The following is a 23334-nucleotide window of genomic DNA, read 5'->3' on the forward strand; positions in this document are numbered from 1 at the left end:
CGCGATATGACGCCGCGTAAAGACAGCGAGCGACGGGGAACTGCTGCTAGAATATCAAGTCGGGTTTGGAAACCGGATTGTTGGGGAAGGGTTCACTGTGGATTTAGCTTCTATTATCGGCATGTTTGGCGCCTTTGCCATGGTCGCCATGTCGATGCTGCTGAACGGCAGCGTGGGAATGTACGTTAACGTACCGTCCATTCTGATCGTGGTGGTCGGCTCCATTTTCGTGGCGATGTCGAAGCTGACGCTGGACAAGTTTCTCAGCGTCGGCGGCATTATCGGCAAGGCGTTTTCGTTCAAGATTGTGCAGCCGGAAGATCTGATCGACGAAATCGTCGAACTGGCCGATGCCGCTCGTAAGGGCGGTTTGCTGTCGTTAGAAGGTCGCGAAACCAGCAACGAGTTTCTGGCAAAAGGCATTCAGTTATTGGTCGACGGTCACGATCCCGATGTGGTGCGCCAGTTGTTGTCTCGCGATATGAAAATGACCAAGGAACGTCATTTGGCCGGTGGTTATTTCTTTTCTTATATTGGCGATGTGGCGCCTGCGATGGGGATGATCGGTACGCTGATTGGCCTGGTTGCCATGTTGGCGAATATGGATGACCCCAAATCCATCGGCCCGGCCATGGCGGTGGCACTGCTGACAACGCTGTATGGATCCTACATGGCAACCGCCTTCGCGTTGCCGATCAAAGACAAACTCAAGTTGCGCGCTGAAGAAGAAGAACGCATCCAGCGCATGGTCATTGATGGCCTGATCTCGATTCAGGGCGGCCAGAACCCTCGTATTATTGAGTCCATGTTGAAGAGCTATCTGCCGGCCACCAAGCGTGGCGCCGATTAAGGCAGCGCTAGCGGAGACGTCATGAGCGAAGAAGTCGAAGACGATTGCCCCGAATGTGAGCCTGGCCTAGCCGCCTGGATGGCCACCTTCTCAGATTTGATGGCACTGTTGATGTGCTTTTTTGTGTTGTTGCTGTCGTTCTCGGAATTGGACGCTTTGAAGTTCAAGCGTCTGGCGGGTTCGCTGCGCAACGCTTTCGGTATCCAGTCTGAAGTGCTGGCCGATTACATTCCCAAAGGCACCAGCATCATCGCGCGCGAATTCAGCCCCGGTCGCCCGGAGCCGACACCGCTGAATGTGGTGCGCCAGAACACCGTCGATGAATTGCGCGATTCGCTGGAAGTGCTGTGCCAGGACACCATGACCGCACAGGAAGAGGCGCAGGGTGATCGGGGTGAATTGACGCGGCGCATTGTTGTGCCGCTGGATTCGATCAACGAAGAAGTGCAACAGCAGGCCGAGGCGATGGCCAATGCGCTGTCGGATGTGATTGCCGAGGGGCTGCTGGAAATTGAGACGGTCAATCAGACCATTATTATCCGCGTGAAAGAGCAGTCGTTTGGTGAAGGCACCGATTACGTGGCTGATCGGTTCCTGCCCATTCTCGACCGGGTGCGCGAATTGTTGGTGACGGTGCCGGGCAGTATTTCCATTGAAGGCCACACCGATAACATTCCGATTCGCTCGGCTCAGTTCCGCAATAATTGGTTGCTCAGTGCGGCGCGGGCGTTGTCGGTGGGTGAGTATTTGTGGGAAGCACCGGAAATGCCGGAGGAGCGATTCCAGATTGTCGGGCACGGCAGTACGGAACCTTTGGCGAGTAACGACACCGAAGAGGGACGTGCGCAAAACCGCCGTGTGGAAATTATTGTGTCGCGCGATAATCCGGATTACGAAGGCCAGATTGTGCCGCCGGACGAGCAAGGGGAAGGCGTTGATTTTGGTGAGCCATCGCTGTTTGGCTTGGAACCGGAAGAGATTTTCTAGCGCGCACGGTTTCGCCTAAGTCATAAAAAATGGCCCGATAAGGGGCCATTTTTTTGTCTGAAAAAAACGCTATTTGACGATCAGAATATCCACGGTGATGCGGTCGAGAATTTTCTCGGCGGTGTGGCCGAGCAGCCAGCGCTCCAGCCCGGAACGCGGTACTGCGCCCATGATCACCAGATCGATGTTGGCCTGATGCAGATGATCGGGAATGACCGACAGCGTTGAGCCGGTTTCCAGCACGGTGTTGGTTTCGGCGATCTGGTGTTGGGCTGCCAGCGCTTTCAGTGCGGCATCGTGTTGGTCGCGGATGTCTTCGCTGATGTCGGCGCTGTCGATGGTCGGCTGGTCGAGATAGATCAGCAACGGCGTCGGGTCGTAGACGTGCAGTAATTGCAATTCGCCGTGCAGCCGCGATGCGAAATCTTTGCCCCAACGTACGATGTGTTCGTCCAGCGAATCGGGTTTGTCGTTGGCCTGTACCGGATCGACCGCAGCGGTTACCCGCATCGGTTCGTTCCAGGCGTTGGCTTTGGTCAACAGCAACGGCAGCGAGCAGTGGCGAATCAATTCCCAGTCGGTCTGGCTGAAAAAGGTGCGTTGGATGACGTTCTGGTGATGCGTCGCTTTGACCACCATGTCGCACGGATGCTGTTCCAGAAATTGCAGCAGCGCGGCACCGGCGTGTTTGTCCCAAACGCCTTCGGTCTTGACCTCGACGCCTTCGCCCCGGGCGATGTCGGCGACGGTTTCAAGGCCATCGAGCAGGCGGTGCATGTAGGCTTTTTTTGCCCGCTCGGCGGATTCGGGATCAAGCGGATGATTGGACGCCAGAGTGGCGTTGTAGCCGCAAGCGAAGAGCGTCAAGCGGGCGTTTTCGAGTTTGGCGAGTCGACTGGCCTTTTGTACGGCCAGTGCACTGTCTTCGGCTGGGTCAATCAGGACAACGATATGCTGGTTCGCGAACATGATGGGCACCCCCTTCGTCGTGGCCGGCAGGCGCATCCCGCGCCGATCCATTGTCTCCTGAGTTCAGGTTAGCCTGTTGCGATCCGCTTGTCCTGATTTCGATCAGGGATTGGCGCTGGCCGGTCGCGAAAAGACCGTTACAACGCGTTGCACGCCGTTCACTTCGGTGGCTATCTGCGCCGCCTGCTGAGACGTTTGCTCGTTGACCCGGCCCATCAGATAAACCACGCCCGCCTCGACGATGACTTCCACGTGTGAGGACGGGAAGTTGTCGCGGGTGAACATGCGCGAGCGCACTTTAACCGCCAGCCAGCTGTCGTTGGCGCGCACGCCGGCGGAGAGCGGCTGTCCGACAGAGAGGTGATTGTGTACCGCCTTGACTGCCGGGTCGTGCCGGGCCACTTCCGATGCCTGACGCACCAGCGCATCGCTGGCGACCTGGCCGACCAACAAAATAATGCCGGCGTTGGCGTACACCTGAATACGACCCTCTTGCAGCCCCGGTGACGCCTTATTGAGGTTCACTTCCAGCCGGGTGGCGAGGCTCTTGTCGTCGATGACTTCGCCCATCGAACGACCTTGTGGATTGGGTGTGATCGGTTCATCGCCGGAGACGCCGCCGAGGATGGAGGCGCAGCCGGTCAAGCCCAGAGTCAGGCTGAGTGTCAGGGCGAGTGTTGGCAGTGAGGCTTTCATCAGAGTTCGCTTCCAAACAGTTGGTGCTCGATCAATTCGCCGAGGCAGTTCAACAGTAAGTGATGGGTGAGTTGGATCAGGCCGCTTTTGTCGGCGGCGACGCGTAATTCTACGTCGTTGTCTTCCAGTAGCGCGGCGATGTCGCCGCCACTGCCGCCGGTCAGGGCGACCACTCTCATGCCCATTTCGTGCGCGGCTTGAATCGCCCGGATCACCGGCGGTGCATTGCCGGTCGCCGACAGCGTTAACAGCACATCGTTTTCGTGGCCGAGCGTTCGCAACTGACGGGAATAAATGTCGTTGGGGTTGGTGTCGTGGCTGATGCCGGTGAGCAACAGGCCGTCAGCCGACAGCGCCAGTGCTGGCAGGCCCGGGCGTTCGCGCTCGAAGCGACTGAGCATGCGGGCGACGAAGCCCTGGCCGTTGGCGGCGGAGCTGCCCATGCCACACACCAGAATTTTGCCGTCGTTCAGCAACGCCTGAGTCAGCAATTCGGCGCCGTGATGCAACAGGTCGTCGAGTTGCTCGGCTGCCAGTTGGAAGCTTTCCAGACTCTGGCCGATTTGTTCGTAAATGATGTTGTCCGCGTTCATCCGGCGGTAAAAGCTCCTTTGATCCAATCCAGTTGGCCGTTGGCGTCGAGTGTGATGACGTCGAATCGGCTTGGCCGGCGCGCCTGCCGCGGGTTGTCCTGCAAATAACGCTGGGCGGCGGCAATCAGTTTGCGTTGTTTGGCGACGGTGACCGAGGCGGCTGCACCGCCGTAATTCGGGTTGCTACGTTGCCGCACTTCAATAAACACCAGGGCATTGCCGTCGTCACAAATCAAATCCAGTTCACCCTGAGTGACGCGATAATTGCGCGCCAGGGTGCGCCAGCCTTGCTGACGACACCATTGCTCGGCCCGGTCTTCGGCGTCTGTACCGGCGCTCGGTCGCCAGGCCATCAGGGGCGCGGTGCGCTCGACGGTAACGGGCCTTCACTGGCGCGGGCAACGCCGTTGGTCATGGTGGCCCAGGTCAGTTCGCGGTGAATACGGCGACCATCGTCCAGACGCAGGGTGCCGGTTTCACCGTACAGTCGGGCGGTCGGGAAGCGCTGCAACTGCACCAGACGCGGGTGCAGGTGATAGGCATCCACGCCCAGTGCCACCAGCGTTTCGTATCCGCTGAACTCTTCGTTGAAAGCCTGATCAATGCTGCTTTCGAGCGCTGAATGGTGCAGCTTCCACGGCATTTCTACGAACTGGACGCCATCGAGGTCTTCGTCGCGTTCACGGTTGAGCGTACCGCCATACAAATGCGAGGTGCCCATCACCGGAATGGCGGTGGCGTACTGATAATTCAGAATCGGTTTGAGCTGTCGCGCCTGTGGCGGGAAGGCGACCATAAAAATGAAGTCGACGTCTTCCCGACGACGTGGCTCAAACACCAGCTCGCGCTCGGTAAAGCGACGCAGGTTGCGCTCGCGGGTTTCACTGTCGTCGATGTTGAGCGCGCGCTTGACGGTGTAGAGATATTGGTCCGGCTGGGTGAACAGCGATTTGCTGGTGATGCTGCCGCCCTGGCGTTCCCAGCGCTGTACGAAGGCATCGCTGACTTTGCGGCCCCAATCGGTATTGGGCGCCAGCACCATGGCGCGGCGATGGCCTTCCTGCCAGGCCTGATCGGCCACCTGCATGGCTTCGTCTTCCGGTGCCAGACCGAATTGGTAGAAATTCTCCGGTGCGGGCAGGCGCTCGTCGCCGTAGTTCAATGCCAGCACTGGCACGGTTAAGGCAGCCTGGCTTTGCAGTCGTTGGACGCGGTTTTTGTCGAGCGGACCGATGACCAGATCGGCGCCTTCAAACACCGCCTGTTTATAGACGTTGTAGACGTCGTCATTCAGAGCGGTATCGAAAAAGGTGATGGCCGGAGCGTCACGTCCGTTGGCACGGGCGTCATACCAGGCGGCCAACAAGCCGCTGCGAATGGCGCGGCCGGCTTTTTCCAGCGGGCCGGACAGCGGTACCAGCACGGCAATGTTCTGCGGTTGGCGGTTGGCCAGTTCACGCAGCAATACCAGATCGCCAGGCAGGTCGCGTGCTGCCGGGTGGTTGCGATGGCTGTTAATCCAGCTGTTGATGGCGAGCAATTGCTGGCGAACGTCGTCGGCGCTTTCGCGGCTGATCAACGCCAGCTCCAGCCAACCGGTAAGGTCCGGGCTGGATTCGGCTTCAATTAAGGCGCGCATCTGGTCTTCCGGCGCACGTTGCAGTGCCGACCAGATATTGTCGCGGTTGCTCTGTGCCAGTTCGGCGTCCAGTTGCGGTGCCAGGAAAATGCGTTCGCGGGCGGCGGCCAGGTATTCACCGACCAGCGCATAGGCTTCGGCGCGCTTCAGACGCAAATCGATTTGTCGTTGCATCGGTAAGCCGTCGAACAAATAGGCGGTATTGCCAACCAGCCAGTTCAACGCTTCCTGGCCGTCGCCGCGTTGCAGTGCCAATTCGGCGCGTAGTTCGGCGTAGTCGGTTTGTTCGGCGATGGTGAGTTGATCGAACTGCAAACCGCTGAGCGCGATTTCGGCTTCTTCGGTGCGGTCTTCGTTCAACAGTTGGCGGGTCAGATCGAGACGTTCGGCAACGCTTTGCGGAACGGTCAATTCGGTCAGCGAACCGTCCACTCCGGTCGGCCTGGAACCCTGACTGGCACAACCGGCCAACAGGACGACGAACAGCCAGGCAAGCAGCCGGGCGCTGGGGCGCAGGGGCATTGTCAACTTCCACCTAAAGACGGTTACAATAATGCGCAGCATTCTACTCCAGAAGGCGGCGCGCTTGAAAACCGCACCGCCACTCAACCGACAGGCCTTCCATGACCACCGACTCTTCGTTGCCCGCTGCGCTTTATGTGGTAGCAACGCCCATCGGTCATCTCGATGACATCACTCGCCGCGCCGCGCAAATACTGACCGAAGTGGACGTCTGTTGTTGCGAAGACACGCGTCACAGCAAGCGCCTGTTGGAGCACTTGGGCGCGCGCCCGAAACTGGTTTCGGTGCACGAACACAACGAGCGCGAGCGTATCGACTTTATTCTTTCTTTACTCGAACAAGGCCAGCGCGTGGCCTTAATCAGCGACGCCGGAACGCCGCTGATTTCCGATCCGGGTTTTCCGCTGGTGCGTGCGGTTACGCAAGCGGGATTTGATGTCCGGCCGGTGCCCGGCGTCAGTGCTGTCACCGCGGCTTTAAGTGTGGCGGGTTTGCCAACCGACCGTTGGGTCTTCGAAGGTTTTTTGCCGGCCAAAACCGGCCAGCGTCAGCAACGCCTGCAACAACTGGTGAATGAAACACGCACGCTGGTGTTGTACGAAAGCAGCCATCGTATTGAGCGTTGCCTGGATGACTTGGTTGACGTCATGGGTGCGGATCGACCTCTGGTATTAGCACGCGAACTGACCAAACAATTTGAAACGGTCTTGCGTGGAACAGCCGCTGAGGTTCGGGAACTTGTCGCTCAGGATGCCGACCAGCGCAAAGGTGAGTTTGTGTTGATGATTGGCGGTGCTAATAGCGCCGATCAACCGAGCCAGACGCAACTGGATGGCGATCAATTAATGGCAGTTCTGGCGCCATTGATGCCGCCAAAGCAAGCCGCTGCAACTCTGGTGGAATTGATTGGGGGTCGCAAGAAAGACTGGTACGAGCGCATCGTCGCTTTGGGCGGTTCGTCGGCTGATCGCTAAAACACTTGCCAATTCCCTGCAAACCCGTATTGTGCCCGCGCGAGCTGGCCAGGCAGTCGCCGCTTCGAAAGAAGGGGAGGAAAGTCCGGGCTCCATAGGGCAGGGTGCCAGATAACGTCTGGGCGGCGAAAGCCGACGGAAAGTGCAACAGAAAGGAAACCGCCGTTCGCTTGCGAGCGGTAAGGGTGAAAAGGTGCGGTAAGAGCGCACCGCGGCTCTGGTAACAGAGACGGCGATGGTAAACCCCACTCGGAGCAAGGCCAAATAGAGTCCCACACAGGCGTGGCCCGCGCCGGGACCGGGTAGGCTGCTTGATCCTGACGGTGACGTCAGGGCTAGATGAATGACTGTCCACGACAGAACCCGGCTTATCGGCCAGCTCGCCTTTTTTAATGGGAGACGCTAGACGCACGCTGCGCTGACGCTAAACGCTGAGTTAGCGTCTCTCGTCTCTCGTCTCTCGTCTCTCGTCTCTCGTCTCTCGTTTTTAGCTCCCTCTGCTTATCAAACTCCTCAGATTCATTCGAAAACAGTCTTTGACCTGATAAATCACTTTAACTTCCAAAGCTAACTTGGCTCGCTTGCGGCGCTTTGTGTCGTTAGTGCTTGCTAACTTTTGTTCGGGGACTGTGAGCCACTTCCTAACCTTCTGTTTTGACAGCTTTTTTTTTGGCTTTCCCGGCTAGTGACCACTTGCTTGTGGCAGTTGCGCCTCCTATAGTGTCGCATTGTGGAGAAAAGTGGCAGAAAGTGGGTTTTTGGTGCTGTTAGCGACCACTAACCCGTCGCCGAACGACAAAGCGCGGATCAAACCGAGATGGCTGGAAATCAAACGATGATGTTGCGGGGCGTACACACCCTGGCGTTAGACGCCAAGGGTCGTATTGCCGTGCCCAGTCGTTATCGCGCTTTGCTGCAATCGATGGCCGAAGGTGCCCTGGTAACCACCATCGATACCGAAGCGCGTTGTTTGCTGATTTATCCGCTGTCGGAATGGGAAGTCATTCAGGAAAAAATTTCTGCGTTATCCAGCTTTAATAAAGCCGCGCGTCGCATTCAGCGGTTGTTGGTCGGCCACGCGACCGACGTTGAGATGGACGCCTCCGGTCGCGTACTGGTGCCGCCGCCGCTGCGCGATTACGCCGGGCTGGATAAAAAGGTCGTGCTGTTAGGGCAGGGCAATAAGTTTGAACTCTGGTCTGAAGAGCAATGGGCTCAGACCCGTGATGCGTATTTGGATGAGGCGGGTGACGAAGACACTCTCACCGCCGAGCTGGAGCAAATTTCATTGTGACCGTCGATCCCGGCCAATTCAGCCACGAAACGGTACTGCTGCAAGAAGCGGTGGACGCCCTGGCGGTCGACGGCGGCGTTTATGTGGATGGCACCTTTGGTCGTGGCGGTCACAGCCGGCTGATTTTGACGCGTTTGGCCGGCGACGGCCGTTTGGTGGTGGTCGACAAAGACCCGCAAGCCATTGAACAGGCGCAGCAGTTAGCCGCTGACGATGCGCGCGTCACTGTCTGTCACGCCAGCTTTGCCGAACTGAAAAACGAATTGAAAGCACTGGGGCTGGTGGGTCAGGTGTGCGGTCTGTTGCTGGATTTGGGCGTGTCGTCGCCGCAACTGGACGACGCCGAGCGCGGGTTCAGTTTCCGTGCCGACGGCCCGCTCGATATGCGCATGGACCCGACTCAGGGCGAAAGCGCCGCCGACTGGCTGGCTCGGGTGAGCGAAACCGAATTGGCGGATGTGTTGTATCGCTACGGCGATGAACGTTACAGCCGACGCATCGCGCGCGCCATCTTGCGGGTACGGGAAAACGAACCGCTGACGCGCACCTTGCAACTGGCCGAAGTAATTGCCGAGGCGCATCCGGCCTGGGAGCGCCACAAGCATCCGGCGACGCGCAGCTTTCAGGCGATTCGCATTCACATCAATCAGGAATTGAACGATCTGCAAGCATTGCTGGCAGACGCTGTGGAGATTCTGGCGCCGGGCGGACGACTGGCCGTGATCAGTTTTCACAGCCTGGAAGACCGCCAGGTGAAGCAGTTTATGCGCGAAGCCGAGCAAGGGCCGGAATTGCCGCCGGGCTTGCCGATTCTGGACAGCGCTATTGATCGGAAAATGAAGCGCATCGGCAAGGCCGTTCGGCCGACGGAAGCAGAAATCGCCGTCAACCAACGCTCGCGCAGTGCCACCTTAAGAGTGGCAGAGAAGTTGTGATGGCGACGCCCTGGCCGCGCCGTCTGCTCACGCTGGTGTTGTTGGTGCTGGTGTTGGTATCGGCGTTTTCGGTGGTGGGCGTGACTTATCAAAGTCGCGTGCGCTACGCCCAGTTGGAGTCAATGCGTCAGCAGGGGCAATCGCTGGAAGAGCAGTGGGGCCGCTTACTGTTGGAAGAGAGTGCGTTTTCATCGCCAGCGCGGGTCGAGCGGCTGGCGCGTGAGCAATTAAAGATGACCGAACCCGGCAGTGACCAGGTGCGTTGGTTGGGCCGGGCACAAAACGAGCAAGAGGCAAGTCGTTAAATGTTGGCGAACTGGCGATTCTATTTCGTGCAAACCGTACTGGCGGCCCTGGTGGCGCTGGTGGTTTGGCGCGTCGTCAGTTTGCAGGTGCTTGATAAGGACTTTCTGATCGACCAGGGCACCTCGCGCTGGCAACGCATTGAAGTGGTGAACGCCCCGCGTGGCATGTTGACCGATCGCCACGGCGAGCCGGTGGCGGTGAGTACGCCGGTGGTATCGGTTTGGGCCGATCCGCGTGAACTGCGCGAAGAAGATTTACCCACGCTGGCTGAGGCGGCCGACGTGCCGGTGCGCACCCTGGCGGCCCGGCGTCAGCAACATCGGGCCTTTATGTACGTCAGCCGACATCTGTCGCCGGAAGCCGCCGAGCGCATTCTCGATTACGACATTGCTGGCGTGTACGGGCTGACCGAATACAAACGCTTCTACCCCGCCGGCGAAGTGGCGGCGCATGTCGTCGGCTTTACCGATGTCGATGACCAGGGCCAGGAAGGCGTTGAGCTGGCGTTCGAAAATCAGTTGCGATCCGAACCCGGCCGCAAAGAAGTGATTCGTGATTTGCTCGGCCGGGCAGTGCGTGATGTCGGTGAACTTCAGGCACCGGAACCGGGTCGCGATCTGAGTCTGACCATTGATCTGCGACTGCAATATCTGGCCTACCGCGAACTGAAAAAAGCCGTCACGCAATTTGGCGCGCGCGGCGGTTCGGCCGTAGTGATGGACGTGGCAACAGGCGACGTACTCGCCATGGTCAATCAACCCGGTTTTAACCCCAACGATCGCAGCCAGCTGTTGCCGGTCGCGACGCGCAACCGCGCCATGACCGACCAGTTCGAACCTGGCTCCGTTATGAAACCTTTAAGCATGGCGACCGCGCTGGACAGCGGTCAGTTTGTGCCAACTGATGTGATCGATACCTCGCCGGGCTATTTGCGTCTGGGCGAATACACCATTCGCGATTTCCGCAATTACGGCCGGCTCGATCTGACCGGCATCATCACCAAATCCAGTAACGTCGGCATGGCCCGGGTGGCGATGCAGCTCGACGGTCAACAGATGTGGGAAACCTTCTATGGCCTGGGTCTGGGTCAGACCACCGGCATCGGTTACCCCGGCGAAGCGACCGGACGTTTGCCCAATCCGCTGAACTGGCGACCGGTTGAACAGGGCGCGCTGTCGTACGGATATGGTCTGGCCGTTACGCCGCTGCAACTGGCGCAGGCGTACGCAACCTTGGCGAACGATGGCCGCCGCGTGAACGCGCGCATTTTGCTCGATACGCCGGTGCGTCCGGGCGAGCAAGTGGTGTCGCCGGAAGTGGCGCATGAAGTGCTGACGATGATGGAAACCGTGGTTACGCCCGCTGGCACCGGCAGTCGCGCTGCGCTCGATTGGTACAGTGTGGCCGGCAAAACCGGCACGGTGCACAAAGTCGGCGAGCAGGGTTACGAAGATCAAAAATACATTTCGTCGTTCGTCGGCATCGCTCCGGCGCATGATCCGCAAGTCGTGACGGTGGTGGTGATCAATGAACCGCCGACCGACCACTATTACGGCGGCGAAGTTCCCGCGCCGGTGTTCCGCGGCATCATGAATCAGGCATTGCCGCTGCTCGGCATTCAGCCCGACCGCATACCGGCGCAAGCGCGCCTGGAGAGTGGCTCATGATTCTGCTCTCAACCTGGTTGCCCGATCATCCCGAATTGGCCGGCGTGAAAGCGCTCGATTTGACGCTCGACAGCCGCGAAGTGCGTCGCGGCAGTGTCTTCGTGGCGCTCAAAGGCAGCGCGGTGGACGGCCACGATTACATCGACGCCGCTATCAACGCCGGTGCCGTAGCCGTGTTGGCCGAACACCCGGTGGGCGAACTCGCCGTGCCGGTTGTGGTGTTTGCCGATTTGCGCGCTCGCTTGGGCGAACTGGCGCATCGGTTTTTCGAGGCGCCGTCCGAACAGCTGAATATGATCGGCATTACCGGCACCAACGGTAAGACGTCGACCTGCCAGTACATCGCTCAGTCTTTCGATTTCCTTGGCCGCCGCTGCGGCATCATCGGCACCAACGGCCAGGGTTTGTGGGGCGCGTTGCAGCAAACCCAGAACACCACGCCGGATGTGATTCGACTGCACAAAGAACTGTCGCGTCAGTACGTGCAGGGCGGTCGCTATTGCGCCATGGAAGTGTCGTCGCACGGTCTGGATCAGGGTCGGGTCGACAGCGTGTGTTATCGCACCGCTGTGTTCACCAACCTCAGCCGCGACCATCTGGATTACCACGGCACCATGGAAAACTACGGCAACGCCAAATGGCGGCTGTTCCAGTGGCCAGGTCTGGTCAATGCGGTGGTGAATCTGGACGACGCCTGGGTGCGCGAACATCGCGACAGCATTCAGGCCGAACAGGTGCTGACTTACGGCGAATCCGCCGAGGCCGATGTGCGCGTTATCGCTTACCGCTGTCACCCGACCGGCTTGGACGCGCGCGTTGCCACGCCCTGGGGCGAAGCCGAACTGAATTTGCCATTGCTGGGTCGCTTTAACCTCAGCAATGCTCTGGCCGCCTTCGCAGTCCTGTTGTGCGAAAACGTACCGCTGTCGACGGCAGCGCGGGTGTTGTCGAACCTGCGCCCTGTCAGCGGCCGGATGGAAAAAATCGCCTTGCGCGACGGCGCTACTGTGGTGGTCGATTACGCCCACACACCGGATGCGTTGGAAAAAGCGCTGGCCGCTTGCCGTGATCATGTTCAAGGCCGGCTCGGCGTTATCTTCGGTTGCGGTGGCGATCGTGATCGCGGCAAGCGACCGGAAATGGCCGCCGTGGCGGAAGCCGGTGCCGACTTTGTGGTGATCACCGACGACAACCCGCGTTCGGAATCGTCCGCCAGCATTCTGGCCGACATCCGTGCTGGCTTTGTCGCGCCGGAAAAAGTGACCGTCATCGCTGACCGCCGCCAGGCCATTTACGACACCCTGAACCGCACCGGCGAAGACGATGTGGTGTTGATCGCTGGCAAAGGTCACGAGGCGTATCAGGAAATCGCCGGCGTGCGTCATGACTTCTCCGACCAGCAAACGGTTCGTGACTGGCAGGAGGCGCACCATGTGGACTGAGCCGCGTCTGAGCCAGTGGGCGAGTGCCGCCAACGGGCGTTTGTTGGGCAATGATCAAGTAGTCGGTCAGGTATCGACCGATAGCCGCGAACTGACGCCGGGTGATGTCTATGTCGCGCTCAAAGGCGAGCAGTTTGACGGCCACAGCTACGTTGAGGCCGCGCTCAAGCAAGGCGCAGCGGCCATCGTGGTTGAACAGGAAATGCCGGTCGATGCACCGCAACTTATTGTGCCGGATACGCGGCTGGCATTGGGACAACTGGCTGGTCTGCTGCGGCAGGCGTTTCCGGGTCAGGTGATCGCGTTAACCGGCAGCGCCGGCAAAACCTCAACCCGAGCGATGCTGCAACGCATTTTTGAACAGGACGCCGGGCTGCTGGCTACCGCTGGCAACTTCAATAACGACATCGGCGTACCCAAAACCTGGTTTCGAATTAACGACGAACATCGTCGCGTGCTGCTCGAGTTGGGCGCTAACGCTCAGGGCGAAATTGCCTGGACGGCGGGGTTCAGTCAGCCGTACATCAGCCTGTTACTGAACGCATCCGAAGCCCATTCCGAAGGCTTCGGTGGCCTGGATGGCGTGCGTCAGGCCAAGGGCGAAATCATTGACGGCACTCTGGCGGATGGTCATTGCGTATTGAATTGCGACGACCCGGCCTTTGCGCAGTGGCGCGAACGCGCTGGCTCTCGTTCGGTGTTGCGTTTTGGTCAGTCGGCCGAGGCCGAGGTGCGTCTGGACAGTTACGTCGCCACCGGTTTCGGCTCGATCTTTCAAGTGACATTGCCGGAAGGCGAAATCGAAGTGCGCTGGCCCATGCTGGGTCGGCACATGGCGTTGAATGCCGCCGCCGCTGCGGCCACGGCCTGGGTGGCGGGGATGTCGCTTAAATCGATCGTTCTGGGTCTGGCGCGTATGCAGCCCGAACCGGGACGGTTGCAGCCGTTGCCATCGTTGCACGGTGGTTTGCTGGTGGACGATTCCTACAACGCCAATCCGGCGTCGGTGCGCGCAGCCATCGATGTGCTGAGTGAAACGAGTGACGACACGGTGCTGGTGCTCGGCGATATGGCCGAACTCGGTACCGATGCCAACGAATTACACGCCGACGTTGGGCGTTACGCTAAAGGTCGCATCCGCGATGTCTGGACGCTGGGCAATTTGTCCCAGGCGACCAGCGCGGCCTTCGGTGGTGAACATTTTGAATCGCTGGATCGACTGGTGGCGGCGTTGCCATCCCGTCTGACTGAAAAGACCGCGGTGTTGGTGAAAGGATCACGCAGCGCGGCCATGGAAAGGGTGGTTGAAACCCTGAGAAGGAAAGCCTGATGTTTGTTTGGTTGACGCCTTTTTTGATGGAACTGCACAGCGGTTTTTCCGTGTTGCAGTACCTGACACTGCGCGCCATTTTCGGCGTGTTGACCGCGCTGGGTGTGTCTTTGCTGTTAGGCCCCTGGCTGATCCGCACGTTGCGCCAATATCAGATTGGTCAGTCGGTGCGCAGCGATGGTCCGCAAACGCATTTGAGCAAAGCCGGCACGCCCACCATGGGCGGCGCGCTGATTCTGATTTCCATCGTTATTTCCGCCTTGTTGTGGTCGGACCTGAGCAATCGCTACGTCTGGATCACCATCGGTGTGACCGCCGGTTTCGGCATCATCGGTTGGGTGGACGACTACCTCAAAGTCGTCAAACGCAACAGCAAGGGCTTGCCGGCGCGTACCAAATATCTGGCGCAATCGATGTTCGGTCTGGGTGCCGCCCTGGCGTTGTTTCTGACCGCAGGCGGCACCGTTGAAAACACTCTATATGTGCCGTTCTTTAAAGAAGTGGCGATTTCTCTAGGCGCCTTCTTCGTGGTGCTGACTTATTTCGTCATCGTCGGTACGTCCAACGCGGTCAATCTGACCGACGGTCTGGATGGTCTGGCGATTCTGCCGACGGTGTTGATCGCCGGTGCCCTGGGCGTGTTCGCCTACGTCGCGGGTAACAGCGTTTATTCCGATTATTTGCAGATTCCGTATGTGCTGGGTGCCGGTGAATTAATCGTACTTTGCGGCGCCATGGTTGGGTCGGGGCTGGGTTTTCTTTGGTTTAACACCTACCCGGCGCAGGTGTTTATGGGCGATGTCGGTTCACTGGCTCTGGGTGCGGCCCTGGGTGTGATTGCCGTCATCGTGCGGCAGGAATTGGTGCTGTTCATCATGGGCGGTGTCTTCGTTGCGGAAACCCTGTCGGTGATTCTGCAAGTCGCGTCGTTCAAGTTGACCGGCCGCCGCATTTTCCGCATGGCGCCGTTGCATCACCACTATGAATTGAAAGGCTGGCCCGAGCCTCGGGTCATTGTGCGTTTTTGGATCATCACCGTAATTTTGGTGCTGGTCGGTCTGGCTACGTTGAAGATTCGTTGAGATGAATGTGATCACTGCTACACGCAATTATCTGGTCGTCGGCTTGGGTGCCACAGGCTTGTCCTGTGTGCGCTTTTTGCGCGCGCGCGGCCAGAGCGTGGCGGTGGTCGACAGTCGCGCCACACCGCCGGGACTGGATGTGTTACAGCGCGATTTTCCCGATGTCGAACTGACCACGGGCGCGTTCTCGGCGGAACAATTAAAAAGCGCCGACATTCTGGTGATGAGCCCGGGTGTGCCGCTGGCAACACCGGCGATTAAGGCAGCCATCGATGCCGGTGTGCCGGTCACGTCGGACATCGAATTGTTTCACCAGAATTTTACCGGCCAGCTGGTGCTGATCACCGGCTCCAACGCCAAATCGACGGTTACTTCCTGGGTGGCCGATATGGCTCGGCTGGCGAACAAGGCTTATGTCGTCGGCGGCAATCTGGGCAAGCCGGCGCTGGAATTGCTCGATGAACCAGCCGATCTGGCGATTCTCGAACTGTCGAGTTTTCAGTTGGAATTGCTGCCGCCTTTGGTGTCGAGCGTGGCGACGGTGTTGAACGTCAGCGAAGACCATCTCGACCGTTACGACAGTTACGAGGCCTATCGGCAGGCCAAGCTGCGCATCTATCGCGGCGCGCAGCAAGTGGTGTTCAACCGCGCCGATGCACTGACGCAAGCGTCGCTGGAAACACCGGCGCGGTCTTTTGGTCTGGACGCTCCCAAGGGCGACGATTTTGGTTTGGTCGACGTCGCTGGCGATCTTTGCCTGGCGCAGGGCGAACAACCGTTGCTGCCGGCGAGTGAGGTGGCATTACCCGGTCGACACAATCTCGCTAACGCCCTGGCGAGTGTGGCGTTAGCCAGCGCTGTTGGCTTGCCGCAAGAAGCCATTCTGGCCTCGCTGCGCCGCTTCAAAGGTTTGCCGCATCGCTGTGAATTGGTGGCCACCAAAGCGGGCGTGCGCTACGTCAACGATTCCAAAGGCACCAACGTCGGCGCGACGCTGGCGGCGGTCGAAGGCCTGGGTCGCGAAGCACCGGGCACGCTGATTTTGTTGGTTGGCGGCCAGGGCAAAGACGCGGATTTCGCGCCGCTGGCAGCGCCGGTTAATGAATTGTGCAAGGCGGTTTTTGCTTACGGCGAAGATGGCGATTTGCTGGCGGCGGCCATCGGCCCGCTGACGCAACGCCTGGATACAATGCAGGACGCATTAACAGCGGCGCATCAAAGCGCCAGCGATGGTGACACTGTATTGTTGTCGCCGGCCTGCGCCAGCTTCGATCAATTTCGCAATTTCGAACACAGAGGCGAGCAGTTCCGCGCTCTGGTGGAGGCGCTGGCATGACCGCACAAGCGCGTTCATTTCCGTTACTGACCGACCGACTCAGCGCCGCCTATCAACCGCTGTGGCGCGGTGACCGCTGGTTGCTCGGCAGCAGCATCACGCTATTGATTCTGGGTGTGGTGATGATCGCCTCGGCGTCCATCGACATCAGTCAGCAGAATTTCGGTGTGCCGTATCACTACACCTTGCGGCATCTGATGTATCTCGCCCTCGGCGTCATGCTGGCTGCACTGGTGTCGGTGGTGCCCATGGTGGTGTGGCAGCGGTTGAGTGGTGTGTTTCTGATTGCGGCTTTGTTGCTGTTGGTGATCGTGCTGATTCCGGGTGTCGGCCGCGAAGTAAAAGGCAGCTGGCGCTGGATCGATTTAGGCCCGTTCGGCTTCCAGCCGTCGGAGTTGGGTAAAGGCGCCATCATTTTGTACGTCTCGGCGTATCTGGTGCGGCGTCGCGATGAAGTCATGACCCAGTTGTCGGGCTTTGTGAAACCACTGTTGGTGATGTCGGTGATGATCATGCTGCTGTTGCTGGAGCCGGATTTCGGCACGGTGGTGGTGGTGCTCGGCACCATTCTCGGCATGTTGTTTTTGGGTGGCGTGAAGGCCGGGCAATTCTTCCTGGCGATTCTCGCCGCCAGTGGCGCCATCACCATCATGGTGGCGTCGCAGACGTATCGGGTGCGGCGCGTACTGGCGTTCCTGGACCCTTGGTCGGCGGAAAATGTGTACGGCAGCGGCTATCAGCTGACGCAATCGTTGATCGCTTTTGGGCGTGGCGAATGGTTCGGCGTCGGCCTCGGTAATTCGATGCAGAAACTGTTTTACCTGCCCGAAGCGCACAACGATTTCATTCTCGCCATCGTCGGTGAAGAACTGGGTCTGGTCGGTGTGCTGTCGGTTTTGGTGCTGTTTGGCATTTTGATTCAGCGGATGTTTTTCATCGCCCGCCTGGCCGAGCGCAAAGGTTATTTGTTTGGCGCCTTTGTCAGTTATGGCATCGGTTTGCTGTTCGCGATTCAGGTGCTGATCAACATCGGCGTGAACACCGGCCTGTTGCCGACCAAGGGTTTGACGCTGCCGTTTTTGTCATCCGGCGGCACCAGTCTGCTGATTTGTTTGTCGCTGCTGGCGTTGGTTAATCGCGTCTACGGCGAAGCCCTGGCACGTGATGCCGAGGAGGCGACGTCATGAGTCGCATCCTGATCATGGCCGGTGGCACCGGTGGCCATATTTTCCCGGCCATGGCCGTTGCCGAAGCCTTGCAGGCCGAGGGCTATCAGGTGAGTTGGCTGGGTGCTAAGCGCGGTATGGAAACCGATTTGGTGCCGCGCGCGGGTTTTGATCTGCACACTTTGGGTGTGACCGCCTGGCAAGGCGGCGGTCTGCTGCGCAAGGTGACTGCACCGTTTAATTTGCTCGGCGCGCTGATGCAGGCGTTGGGTTTGTTGGGTCGATTAAAGCCAGCGGCGGTGATCGGCTTTGGCGGCTATGCCTCGGCACCGGGCGGCGTTGCGGCGCTGTTGCGTGGCATTCCGCTGGTATTGCACGAACAAAACGGCGTGCCGGGTTTGACCAACGCCAAGTTGGCCAAGCGTGCGACGCGTCTGTTGCAGGCGTTTCCGCGCACCTTTGTCGGCGATGTCGAAGTGGTCGGTAATCCGGTACGGCAGGCGCTGACGCAATTGGCACCGCCGGCTGAGCGCGGTTTGGGCGGCCACAGTCGGTTGCGGGTTTTGGTGATGGGCGGCAGTCAGGGTGCTCAGGCGTTGAACGAAACCGTGCCGGCGGCGATGGCGACATTGAGCTCGACCCAGCAGCCGGAAGTCTGGCATCAGGCCGGGCGTGGTAAGGCTAACGAAACTCAGGCGGCCTATAGCCAGGCCGGGGTTGAGGCGAGCGTGGTCGAGTTTGTTGACGACATGGCGAAGGCCTATCAGTGGGCCGATCTGGTGATTTGCCGCAGCGGTGCGTCAACGGTGTCGGAACTGGCGGCCGTTGGGGTGTACAGCCTGTTGGTGCCGTACCCCTGGCACAAGGATCGCCAACAGTATCGCAACGCCGATTGGCTGGTTTCAGAACAGGCTGCGGAGTTGTGTGATCAGGCGGATTTGACCGCCGACAGCCTGGGTGAGCGACTGGCCTATTGGCACGCTCACCGCGACGAATTGAAGGCCGGCGCCCAGCGTTGCTGGCGTTTGGGAATACGTGATTCGGCCCGGCGTGTGGTTCGGGTCGTCGATGAAATTTTAGTGGAGCAAGCCGCATGACGCGTCTGGATTTGAACAACGGCCAGGAATTTCCAATTCCGGAGATGCGCCGCATTCGCCGCATTCATTTTATCGGCATCGGTGGCGCAGGCATGTGCGGCATCGCCGAGGTGTTGCACAACCAGGGCTATGCGATCAGCGGTTCGGATTTGAAACTGAGTGCCGTCACCAAGCGCCTGGAAGACCTGGGCATGACGGTGTTTTACGGCCATGACGAAAGCAACGTCAGCGGCGCCGATGTCGTGGTGGTGTCCAGCGCGATCAATCCGGCCAACCCGGAAGTGAAGTGGGCGCTGGATCGCCGCGTGCCGGTGGTGCGTCGCGCCGAAATGCTGGCGGAGTTGATGCGTTATCGCCACGGCATTGCCATTGCCGGTACGCACGGCAAAACCACCACAACCTCTTTGATGGCGTCGGTCATGGCCAAAGGCGGCCTGGACCCGACCTTTGTGATTGGCGGCAAACTGAACAGCGCCGGTGCCAATGCGCGCTTGGGCACCAGTCGTTATCTGGTCGCTGAAGCCGATGAAAGCGATGCGTCGTTTCTGCATCTGCAACCGATGACCGCCATCGTCACCAACATCGATGCCGATCACATGGGCACCTACGAAGGCGACTTCGAACGGCTCAAAGACACCTACATCCAATTCCTGCACAACCTGCCGTTTTACGGTTTGGCGGTGCTGTGCATCGACGACGAACACGTGCGCTCCATTCTGCCGCGCCTGAGTCGGCAGTTCGTCACCTACGGATTCAGTGACGAGGCCGACTACCGGGCGGTGAACGTCCGTCAGCAAGGCATGGTGACTTACTTCAAAGTGGAGCGTCCGGCGGGTCAGTCGCCGCTCGACATTGCGCTGCACATGCCGGGCGACCACAACGTACTGAACGCCCTGGCGGTGATTGCCGTCGCCAGTGACGAAGGTGTGTCGGACGAAGGCATTCAGGCCGGTCTGAACGAATTCGACGGCGTCGGCCGCCGTTTCCAGGTGCAGGGCGAATTCGCCATTCCTGGCGGCAAAGTCATGTTGGTCGACGACTACGGCCATCACCCGCGTGAACTGGCGGTGACCTTCGATGCGATTCGTCGCGGCTGGCCGGACAAGCGGTTGGTGGTGCTGTTCCAACCACACCGCTACAGCCGCACGCGCGATCTGTACGAAGACTTTGTCGATGTGCTGTCCAAGGTTGACGTGCTGCTGTTGCTCGACGTCTACGCCGCTGGCGAAGAACCGATTCCCGGCGCCGATGGCCGCAGCCTGAGCCGCAGTTTGCGCATGCGCGGCAAGGTCGAACCGATTTTCATCGAACACCGCGACAAGGTGCTGGCCGCCTTGCCGGATATTTTGCAGGACGGCGATTTGCTGCTGACTCAGGGCGCGGGCGATGTCGGCGCGCTGTCGGCGGAAATCGCGCACGCTCAATTGGGGTTTAAAGCATGACGGCGGGCAAACAATTCAATCGCGTGGCGGTGCCGTACGGCGGCCTGTCGGCCGAACGCGAGGTCGCTTTGAACAGCGGCATGACGGTGATCCAGGCACTCAAAGACGCCGGCTACGACGTTGTCACGCACGATGTGACGGATAAAGCGGCGCTGGTTGAGTGGATCGGCCAGTTGGACGTCGATGTGGTCTTCCCGATGCTGCACGGTCGTGGCGGTGAAGACGGGCAGATCCAGGGTTTGCTGGAGTGGCATCGGCTGCCATACGTCGGCAGTGGTGTGCTCGGTTCGGCGCTGGCGATGGACAAATTGCGCGCCAAGTGGGTGTTTGCCAGCGCTGGTGTCGCCACGCCGCCGTTCGCGGTGATTCGCTCCGACGCCGAGCGCGAAGCGCTGCAAACACAACTGGAATATCCGGTCATGGTGAAGCCGGTGCACGAAGGTTCCAGCATCGGCATGAGCCGTGTTGATTCGGCCGAACAACTGGCCGCTGCCTGCACCGAAGCGTTTCGTTTCGACAGCGAAGTGATGATCGAACAGTTCATCGCTGGCAGCGAATACACCATCGGCATCGTTGGCGACATTGCCTTGCCGCCGATTCGACTGGAAGCGGCCAATACGTTCTACGACTACAACGCCAAATACTTGTCCGACGACACCCGCTACTTCCTGCCATGCGGCCTGGATGCGCAGCGCGAAGCGGCGATCAAAGAACTGGCGTTGCAGGCATTCCGCGCGCTCGGCTGTTACGGCTGGGGTCGGGTGGATTTGATGATGGATGAGGCCGGTCAGGCCATGGTGCTGGAAGTGAACACCATTCCGGGCATGACCGATCACAGCTTGCTGCCCAAGGCATCGCGGGCGCACGGCTGGGAGTTGCCGCAATTGATGCATGAAATTCTGGCGACGGTGGTGCTGCCGAAATGAACGACGCCCGCAAACGCAAACAGGGCGCCACCGTGCGCCGGCAGCCGCTGAACTGGCGGCGGCCTTTGCGTTATGGCTCGCGGGCGTTACTGGGCGGTATCGCTTTGGCGTTGGTGATTACGGTTGGCCGTTGGTTGGTGGGCCTGGAAGTGAGCTGGCAGCCGATGGCGTTGAACGATTGGCAGTTGGACGAAGTGCTGATTTATCAGAGCCGTGCCGATCTGGACCAGACCCTTTCGCACTATCAGGGCCGCAGCCTGCTGCTGATTTCGCCCGAAGCGGTGCGCAAAGATTTGGAAGCGTTGCCCTGGGTGTCGGACGCCCGGGTCAGCAAAGAATGGCCGGATCGGTTGCAGATTCATATTGATGAACACCAGCCGGTCGCCCGCTGGAACGGCGAGCAGGTGCTGAACAGCGATGGCGAACCGCTGACGCGGCCAGTGGCGGATCTGGTACTGGCCGATTTGCGCGGGCCGGAGGGGCAGGCCAAGCGGGTCATGGATCAGTACCTGCAATATTCCCGCGTCTTCGTCGACTCGGGTGTGCGTCTGGCGGGTGTGCGCATGCATCCGCGCGGCGCCTGGGATTTGCAGTTGGACAACGGCATTGAAGTGGCGCTGGGTTCCAGCGACATGCTGGACCGGACCACTCGGGTGGTGGCGCTGCTCGAACGCAGCCCACTGAACCTGACAGAGATTGACTATATAGACGCTCGTTACCCGAACGGTGTGGCCGTCGGGCGGCGGGCGAATCGCGAACCATCGGCTTGAGGTGAATCATGACATCGCCGTTGAAGGGAAAATTGATCGTCGGCCTGGACATTGGCACGTCCAAGGTGGTCGCCATCGTCGGTACGGTGACGGCGGACGGCGGCATCGAGATTGTCGGTCTCGGTTCGCATCCGTCGCGCGGGCTGAAGAAAGGCGTGGTGGTCAACATTGAATCGACCGTGCAGAGCATTCAGCGCGCGGTGGAAGAGGCTGAACTGATGTCCGGCTGTGACATTCATTCGGTCTACGTCGGCATTGCCGGCAGCCACATCAACAGCCTGAACAGTCACGGCATTGTCGCGATCAAAGAGAAAGAAGTGATCGAGGCAGATCTGGAACGGGTAATTGATGCCGCTCAGGCGGTCGCGATTCCGGCGGACCAGAAGATCCTGCACATCCTGCCGCAGGAATACATCATCGATAACCAGGAAGGCATCAAAGAGCCGCTGGGCATGTTCGGTGTGCGTCTGGAGGCCAAGGTGCATCTGGTGACCGGTGCGCAGAATGCAGTGCAGAACATCGAAAAATGTGTGCGCCGCTGCGGTCTGGAAGTGGATCAGATCATTCTCGAGCAACTGGCTTCGTCACAATCGGTACTGACTGATGATGAAAAAGAATTGGGCGTGTGCATGGTCGACATCGGCGGCGGCACCACCGATATGGCGATCTTCACCGAAGGCGCGATTCGCCACACGGCGGTGATTCCGATTGCCGGCGATCAGGTGACCAATGACATCGCCATGGCGTTCGCAACACCGACGCAGCATGCCGAAGAAATCAAGATCAAATACGCCTGTGCGCTGTCGCAACTGGCGGGCGAGCACGAAACCATCAAGGTGCCGTCGGTCGGTGATCGCAGTCCGCGCGAACTGACGCGTCAGGCGTTGGCTGAAGTGGTCGAGCCGCGCTACGAAGAGTTGTTCAACCTGGTTAAGGCGGAACTGCGTCGCAGCGGTTTCGAAGACATGATCCCGGCCGGCATCGTGTTGACCGGCGGCACCGCCAAGATGGAAGGCGCCGTCGAACTGGCCGAAGAAGTGTTTCACGTGCCGGTCCGGCTGGCGATTCCGCAAGGCATCTCGGGTTTGTCTGACGTGGTGTCAAACCCGATTCACGCCACTGGCGTTGGCTTGCTGCAGTACGGCTTGAAGCAGCTGCACAGCGGTGGTGCGGGGCAGGCGGTATCCAAGGGGCGTCACAACGAAGATGAACTCGGCGGTTGGGCGCGCTTTAAGCAGTGGGTTGCCGACAATTTTTAAGCGGTTTTTAACAGCAATTTTTAACGACAGCATTCAGGGCACGGACGCGAGT

22 protein-coding genes and 1 other RNA gene are annotated in these 23334 nt (G+C 59.5%); 18 read left to right on the forward strand and 5 right to left on the reverse strand.

The window, feature by feature from the left end:
• Positions 1 to 97: 97 nt before the first annotated feature.
• Positions 98 to 850, forward strand: coding sequence for a flagellar motor protein PomA (gene pomA / locus DW349_RS04615; RefSeq protein ID WP_108126032.1), 753 nt, complete (start codon positions 98 to 100; stop codon positions 848 to 850).
• Between the two features lie 21 nt (positions 851 to 871).
• Positions 872 to 1837, forward strand: coding sequence for a MotB family protein (locus DW349_RS04620; protein WP_108126031.1), 966 nt, complete (start codon positions 872 to 874; stop codon positions 1835 to 1837).
• A 69-nt stretch (positions 1838 to 1906) separates the two neighbouring features.
• Here DW349_RS04620 and DW349_RS04625 read toward each other — a convergent pair whose 3' ends face one another.
• From DW349_RS04625 to DW349_RS04645, 5 genes are all read right to left on the reverse strand, one after another.
• Complete coding sequence (locus DW349_RS04625; protein WP_162824614.1) at positions 1907 to 2806, reverse strand: universal stress protein; 900 nt, start codon at positions 2804 to 2806, stop codon at positions 1907 to 1909.
• 102 nt (positions 2807 to 2908) lie between these two features.
• Positions 2909 to 3502 (reverse strand): BON domain-containing protein, encoded by a 594-nt coding sequence (locus DW349_RS04630; RefSeq protein ID WP_108126029.1) that lies wholly within the window; start codon positions 3500 to 3502, stop codon positions 2909 to 2911.
• Positions 3502 to 4095: a D-sedoheptulose-7-phosphate isomerase gene (locus tag DW349_RS04635; protein ID WP_108126028.1), complete on the reverse strand. Its 594-nt coding sequence runs from the start codon at positions 4093 to 4095 to the stop codon at positions 3502 to 3504. Before DW349_RS04635 ends, DW349_RS04630 begins: the two co-directional genes overlap by 1 nt.
• Positions 4092 to 4448 carry a YraN family protein gene (locus DW349_RS04640; RefSeq protein WP_108126027.1) on the reverse strand — a complete coding sequence of 119 codons (357 nt, stop codon included), beginning with the start codon at positions 4446 to 4448 and terminating at the stop codon, positions 4092 to 4094. Before DW349_RS04640 ends, DW349_RS04635 begins: the two co-directional genes overlap by 4 nt.
• The gene (locus DW349_RS04645) at positions 4448 to 6256 is read right to left on the reverse strand and encodes a penicillin-binding protein activator (RefSeq protein WP_157954371.1); all 1809 of its coding nucleotides are present in this window, start codon (positions 6254 to 6256) and stop codon (positions 4448 to 4450) included. The genes DW349_RS04640 and DW349_RS04645 overlap by 1 nt, the downstream gene beginning before the upstream one ends.
• A gap of 101 nt (positions 6257 to 6357) precedes the next feature.
• On the opposite strand from DW349_RS04645, the gene rsmI reads away from it, so the two are divergent.
• The 16 genes from rsmI to ftsA all read left to right on the forward strand — a co-directional run bounded on the left by rsmI (position 6358) and on the right by ftsA (position 23282).
• The gene (gene rsmI, locus DW349_RS04650) at positions 6358 to 7230 is read left to right on the forward strand and encodes a 16S rRNA (cytidine(1402)-2'-O)-methyltransferase (protein WP_108126025.1); all 873 of its coding nucleotides are present in this window, start codon (positions 6358 to 6360) and stop codon (positions 7228 to 7230) included.
• Positions 7231 to 7270: 40 nt separating this feature from the next.
• An RNA gene (rnpB, locus tag DW349_RS04655) (RNase P RNA component class A) lies at positions 7271 to 7617 on the forward strand.
• A gap of 451 nt (positions 7618 to 8068) precedes the next feature.
• Positions 8069 to 8524, forward strand: coding sequence for a division/cell wall cluster transcriptional repressor MraZ (mraZ, locus tag DW349_RS04660; RefSeq protein ID WP_108126109.1), 456 nt, complete (start codon positions 8069 to 8071; stop codon positions 8522 to 8524).
• A complete protein-coding gene (gene rsmH / locus DW349_RS04665; RefSeq protein WP_108126024.1) occupies positions 8521 to 9459 on the forward strand; it encodes a 16S rRNA (cytosine(1402)-N(4))-methyltransferase RsmH in 939 nt (312 codons plus the stop codon). The genes mraZ and rsmH overlap by 4 nt, the downstream gene beginning before the upstream one ends.
• Positions 9459 to 9764: a cell division protein FtsL gene (gene ftsL / locus DW349_RS04670; RefSeq protein ID WP_108126023.1), complete on the forward strand. Its 306-nt coding sequence runs from the start codon at positions 9459 to 9461 to the stop codon at positions 9762 to 9764. The genes rsmH and ftsL overlap by 1 nt, the downstream gene beginning before the upstream one ends.
• Positions 9765 to 11432 (forward strand): peptidoglycan D,D-transpeptidase FtsI family protein, encoded by a 1668-nt coding sequence (locus DW349_RS04675; RefSeq protein WP_108126022.1) that lies wholly within the window; start codon positions 9765 to 9767, stop codon positions 11430 to 11432. It begins immediately after the preceding gene.
• Positions 11429 to 12874 carry a UDP-N-acetylmuramoyl-L-alanyl-D-glutamate--2,6-diaminopimelate ligase gene (locus tag DW349_RS04680; RefSeq protein ID WP_108126021.1) on the forward strand — a complete coding sequence of 482 codons (1446 nt, stop codon included), beginning with the start codon at positions 11429 to 11431 and terminating at the stop codon, positions 12872 to 12874. The genes DW349_RS04675 and DW349_RS04680 overlap by 4 nt, the downstream gene beginning before the upstream one ends.
• Positions 12864 to 14204, forward strand: a complete 1341-nt coding sequence (locus DW349_RS04685) for a UDP-N-acetylmuramoyl-tripeptide--D-alanyl-D-alanine ligase (RefSeq protein ID WP_157954370.1) — start codon at positions 12864 to 12866, stop codon at positions 14202 to 14204. The genes DW349_RS04680 and DW349_RS04685 overlap by 11 nt, the downstream gene beginning before the upstream one ends.
• Positions 14204 to 15286 carry a phospho-N-acetylmuramoyl-pentapeptide-transferase gene (mraY, locus tag DW349_RS04690; RefSeq protein ID WP_108126019.1) on the forward strand — a complete coding sequence of 361 codons (1083 nt, stop codon included), beginning with the start codon at positions 14204 to 14206 and terminating at the stop codon, positions 15284 to 15286. Before DW349_RS04685 ends, mraY begins: the two co-directional genes overlap by 1 nt.
• 1 nt (position 15287) lies before the next feature.
• Positions 15288 to 16622: a UDP-N-acetylmuramoyl-L-alanine--D-glutamate ligase gene (gene murD / locus DW349_RS04695; protein ID WP_108126018.1), complete on the forward strand. Its 1335-nt coding sequence runs from the start codon at positions 15288 to 15290 to the stop codon at positions 16620 to 16622.
• Entirely contained in the window at positions 16619 to 17809 is a 1191-nt protein-coding gene (gene ftsW / locus DW349_RS04700) for a putative lipid II flippase FtsW (RefSeq protein ID WP_108126017.1), read from the forward strand. Before murD ends, ftsW begins: the two co-directional genes overlap by 4 nt.
• Complete coding sequence (gene murG / locus DW349_RS04705) at positions 17806 to 18885, forward strand: undecaprenyldiphospho-muramoylpentapeptide beta-N-acetylglucosaminyltransferase (RefSeq protein ID WP_108126016.1); 1080 nt, start codon at positions 17806 to 17808, stop codon at positions 18883 to 18885. The genes ftsW and murG overlap by 4 nt, the downstream gene beginning before the upstream one ends.
• Positions 18882 to 20327, forward strand: a complete 1446-nt coding sequence (murC, locus tag DW349_RS04710; protein WP_108126015.1) for a UDP-N-acetylmuramate--L-alanine ligase — start codon at positions 18882 to 18884, stop codon at positions 20325 to 20327. Before murG ends, murC begins: the two co-directional genes overlap by 4 nt.
• Positions 20324 to 21253 carry a D-alanine--D-alanine ligase gene (locus DW349_RS04715; RefSeq protein WP_108126014.1) on the forward strand — a complete coding sequence of 310 codons (930 nt, stop codon included), beginning with the start codon at positions 20324 to 20326 and terminating at the stop codon, positions 21251 to 21253. Before murC ends, DW349_RS04715 begins: the two co-directional genes overlap by 4 nt.
• Positions 21250 to 22023 carry a cell division protein FtsQ/DivIB gene (locus DW349_RS04720; protein WP_108126013.1) on the forward strand — a complete coding sequence of 258 codons (774 nt, stop codon included), beginning with the start codon at positions 21250 to 21252 and terminating at the stop codon, positions 22021 to 22023. Before DW349_RS04715 ends, DW349_RS04720 begins: the two co-directional genes overlap by 4 nt.
• A gap of 8 nt (positions 22024 to 22031) precedes the next feature.
• Positions 22032 to 23282 carry a cell division protein FtsA gene (ftsA, locus tag DW349_RS04725; protein WP_108126012.1) on the forward strand — a complete coding sequence of 417 codons (1251 nt, stop codon included), beginning with the start codon at positions 22032 to 22034 and terminating at the stop codon, positions 23280 to 23282.
• The last annotated feature ends 52 nt before the right edge of the window (positions 23283 to 23334 follow it).

It is taken from the genome of Saccharospirillum mangrovi, assembly GCF_003367315.1.
GTDB classification, from domain to species: domain Bacteria; phylum Pseudomonadota; class Gammaproteobacteria; order Pseudomonadales; family Natronospirillaceae; genus Saccharospirillum; species Saccharospirillum mangrovi.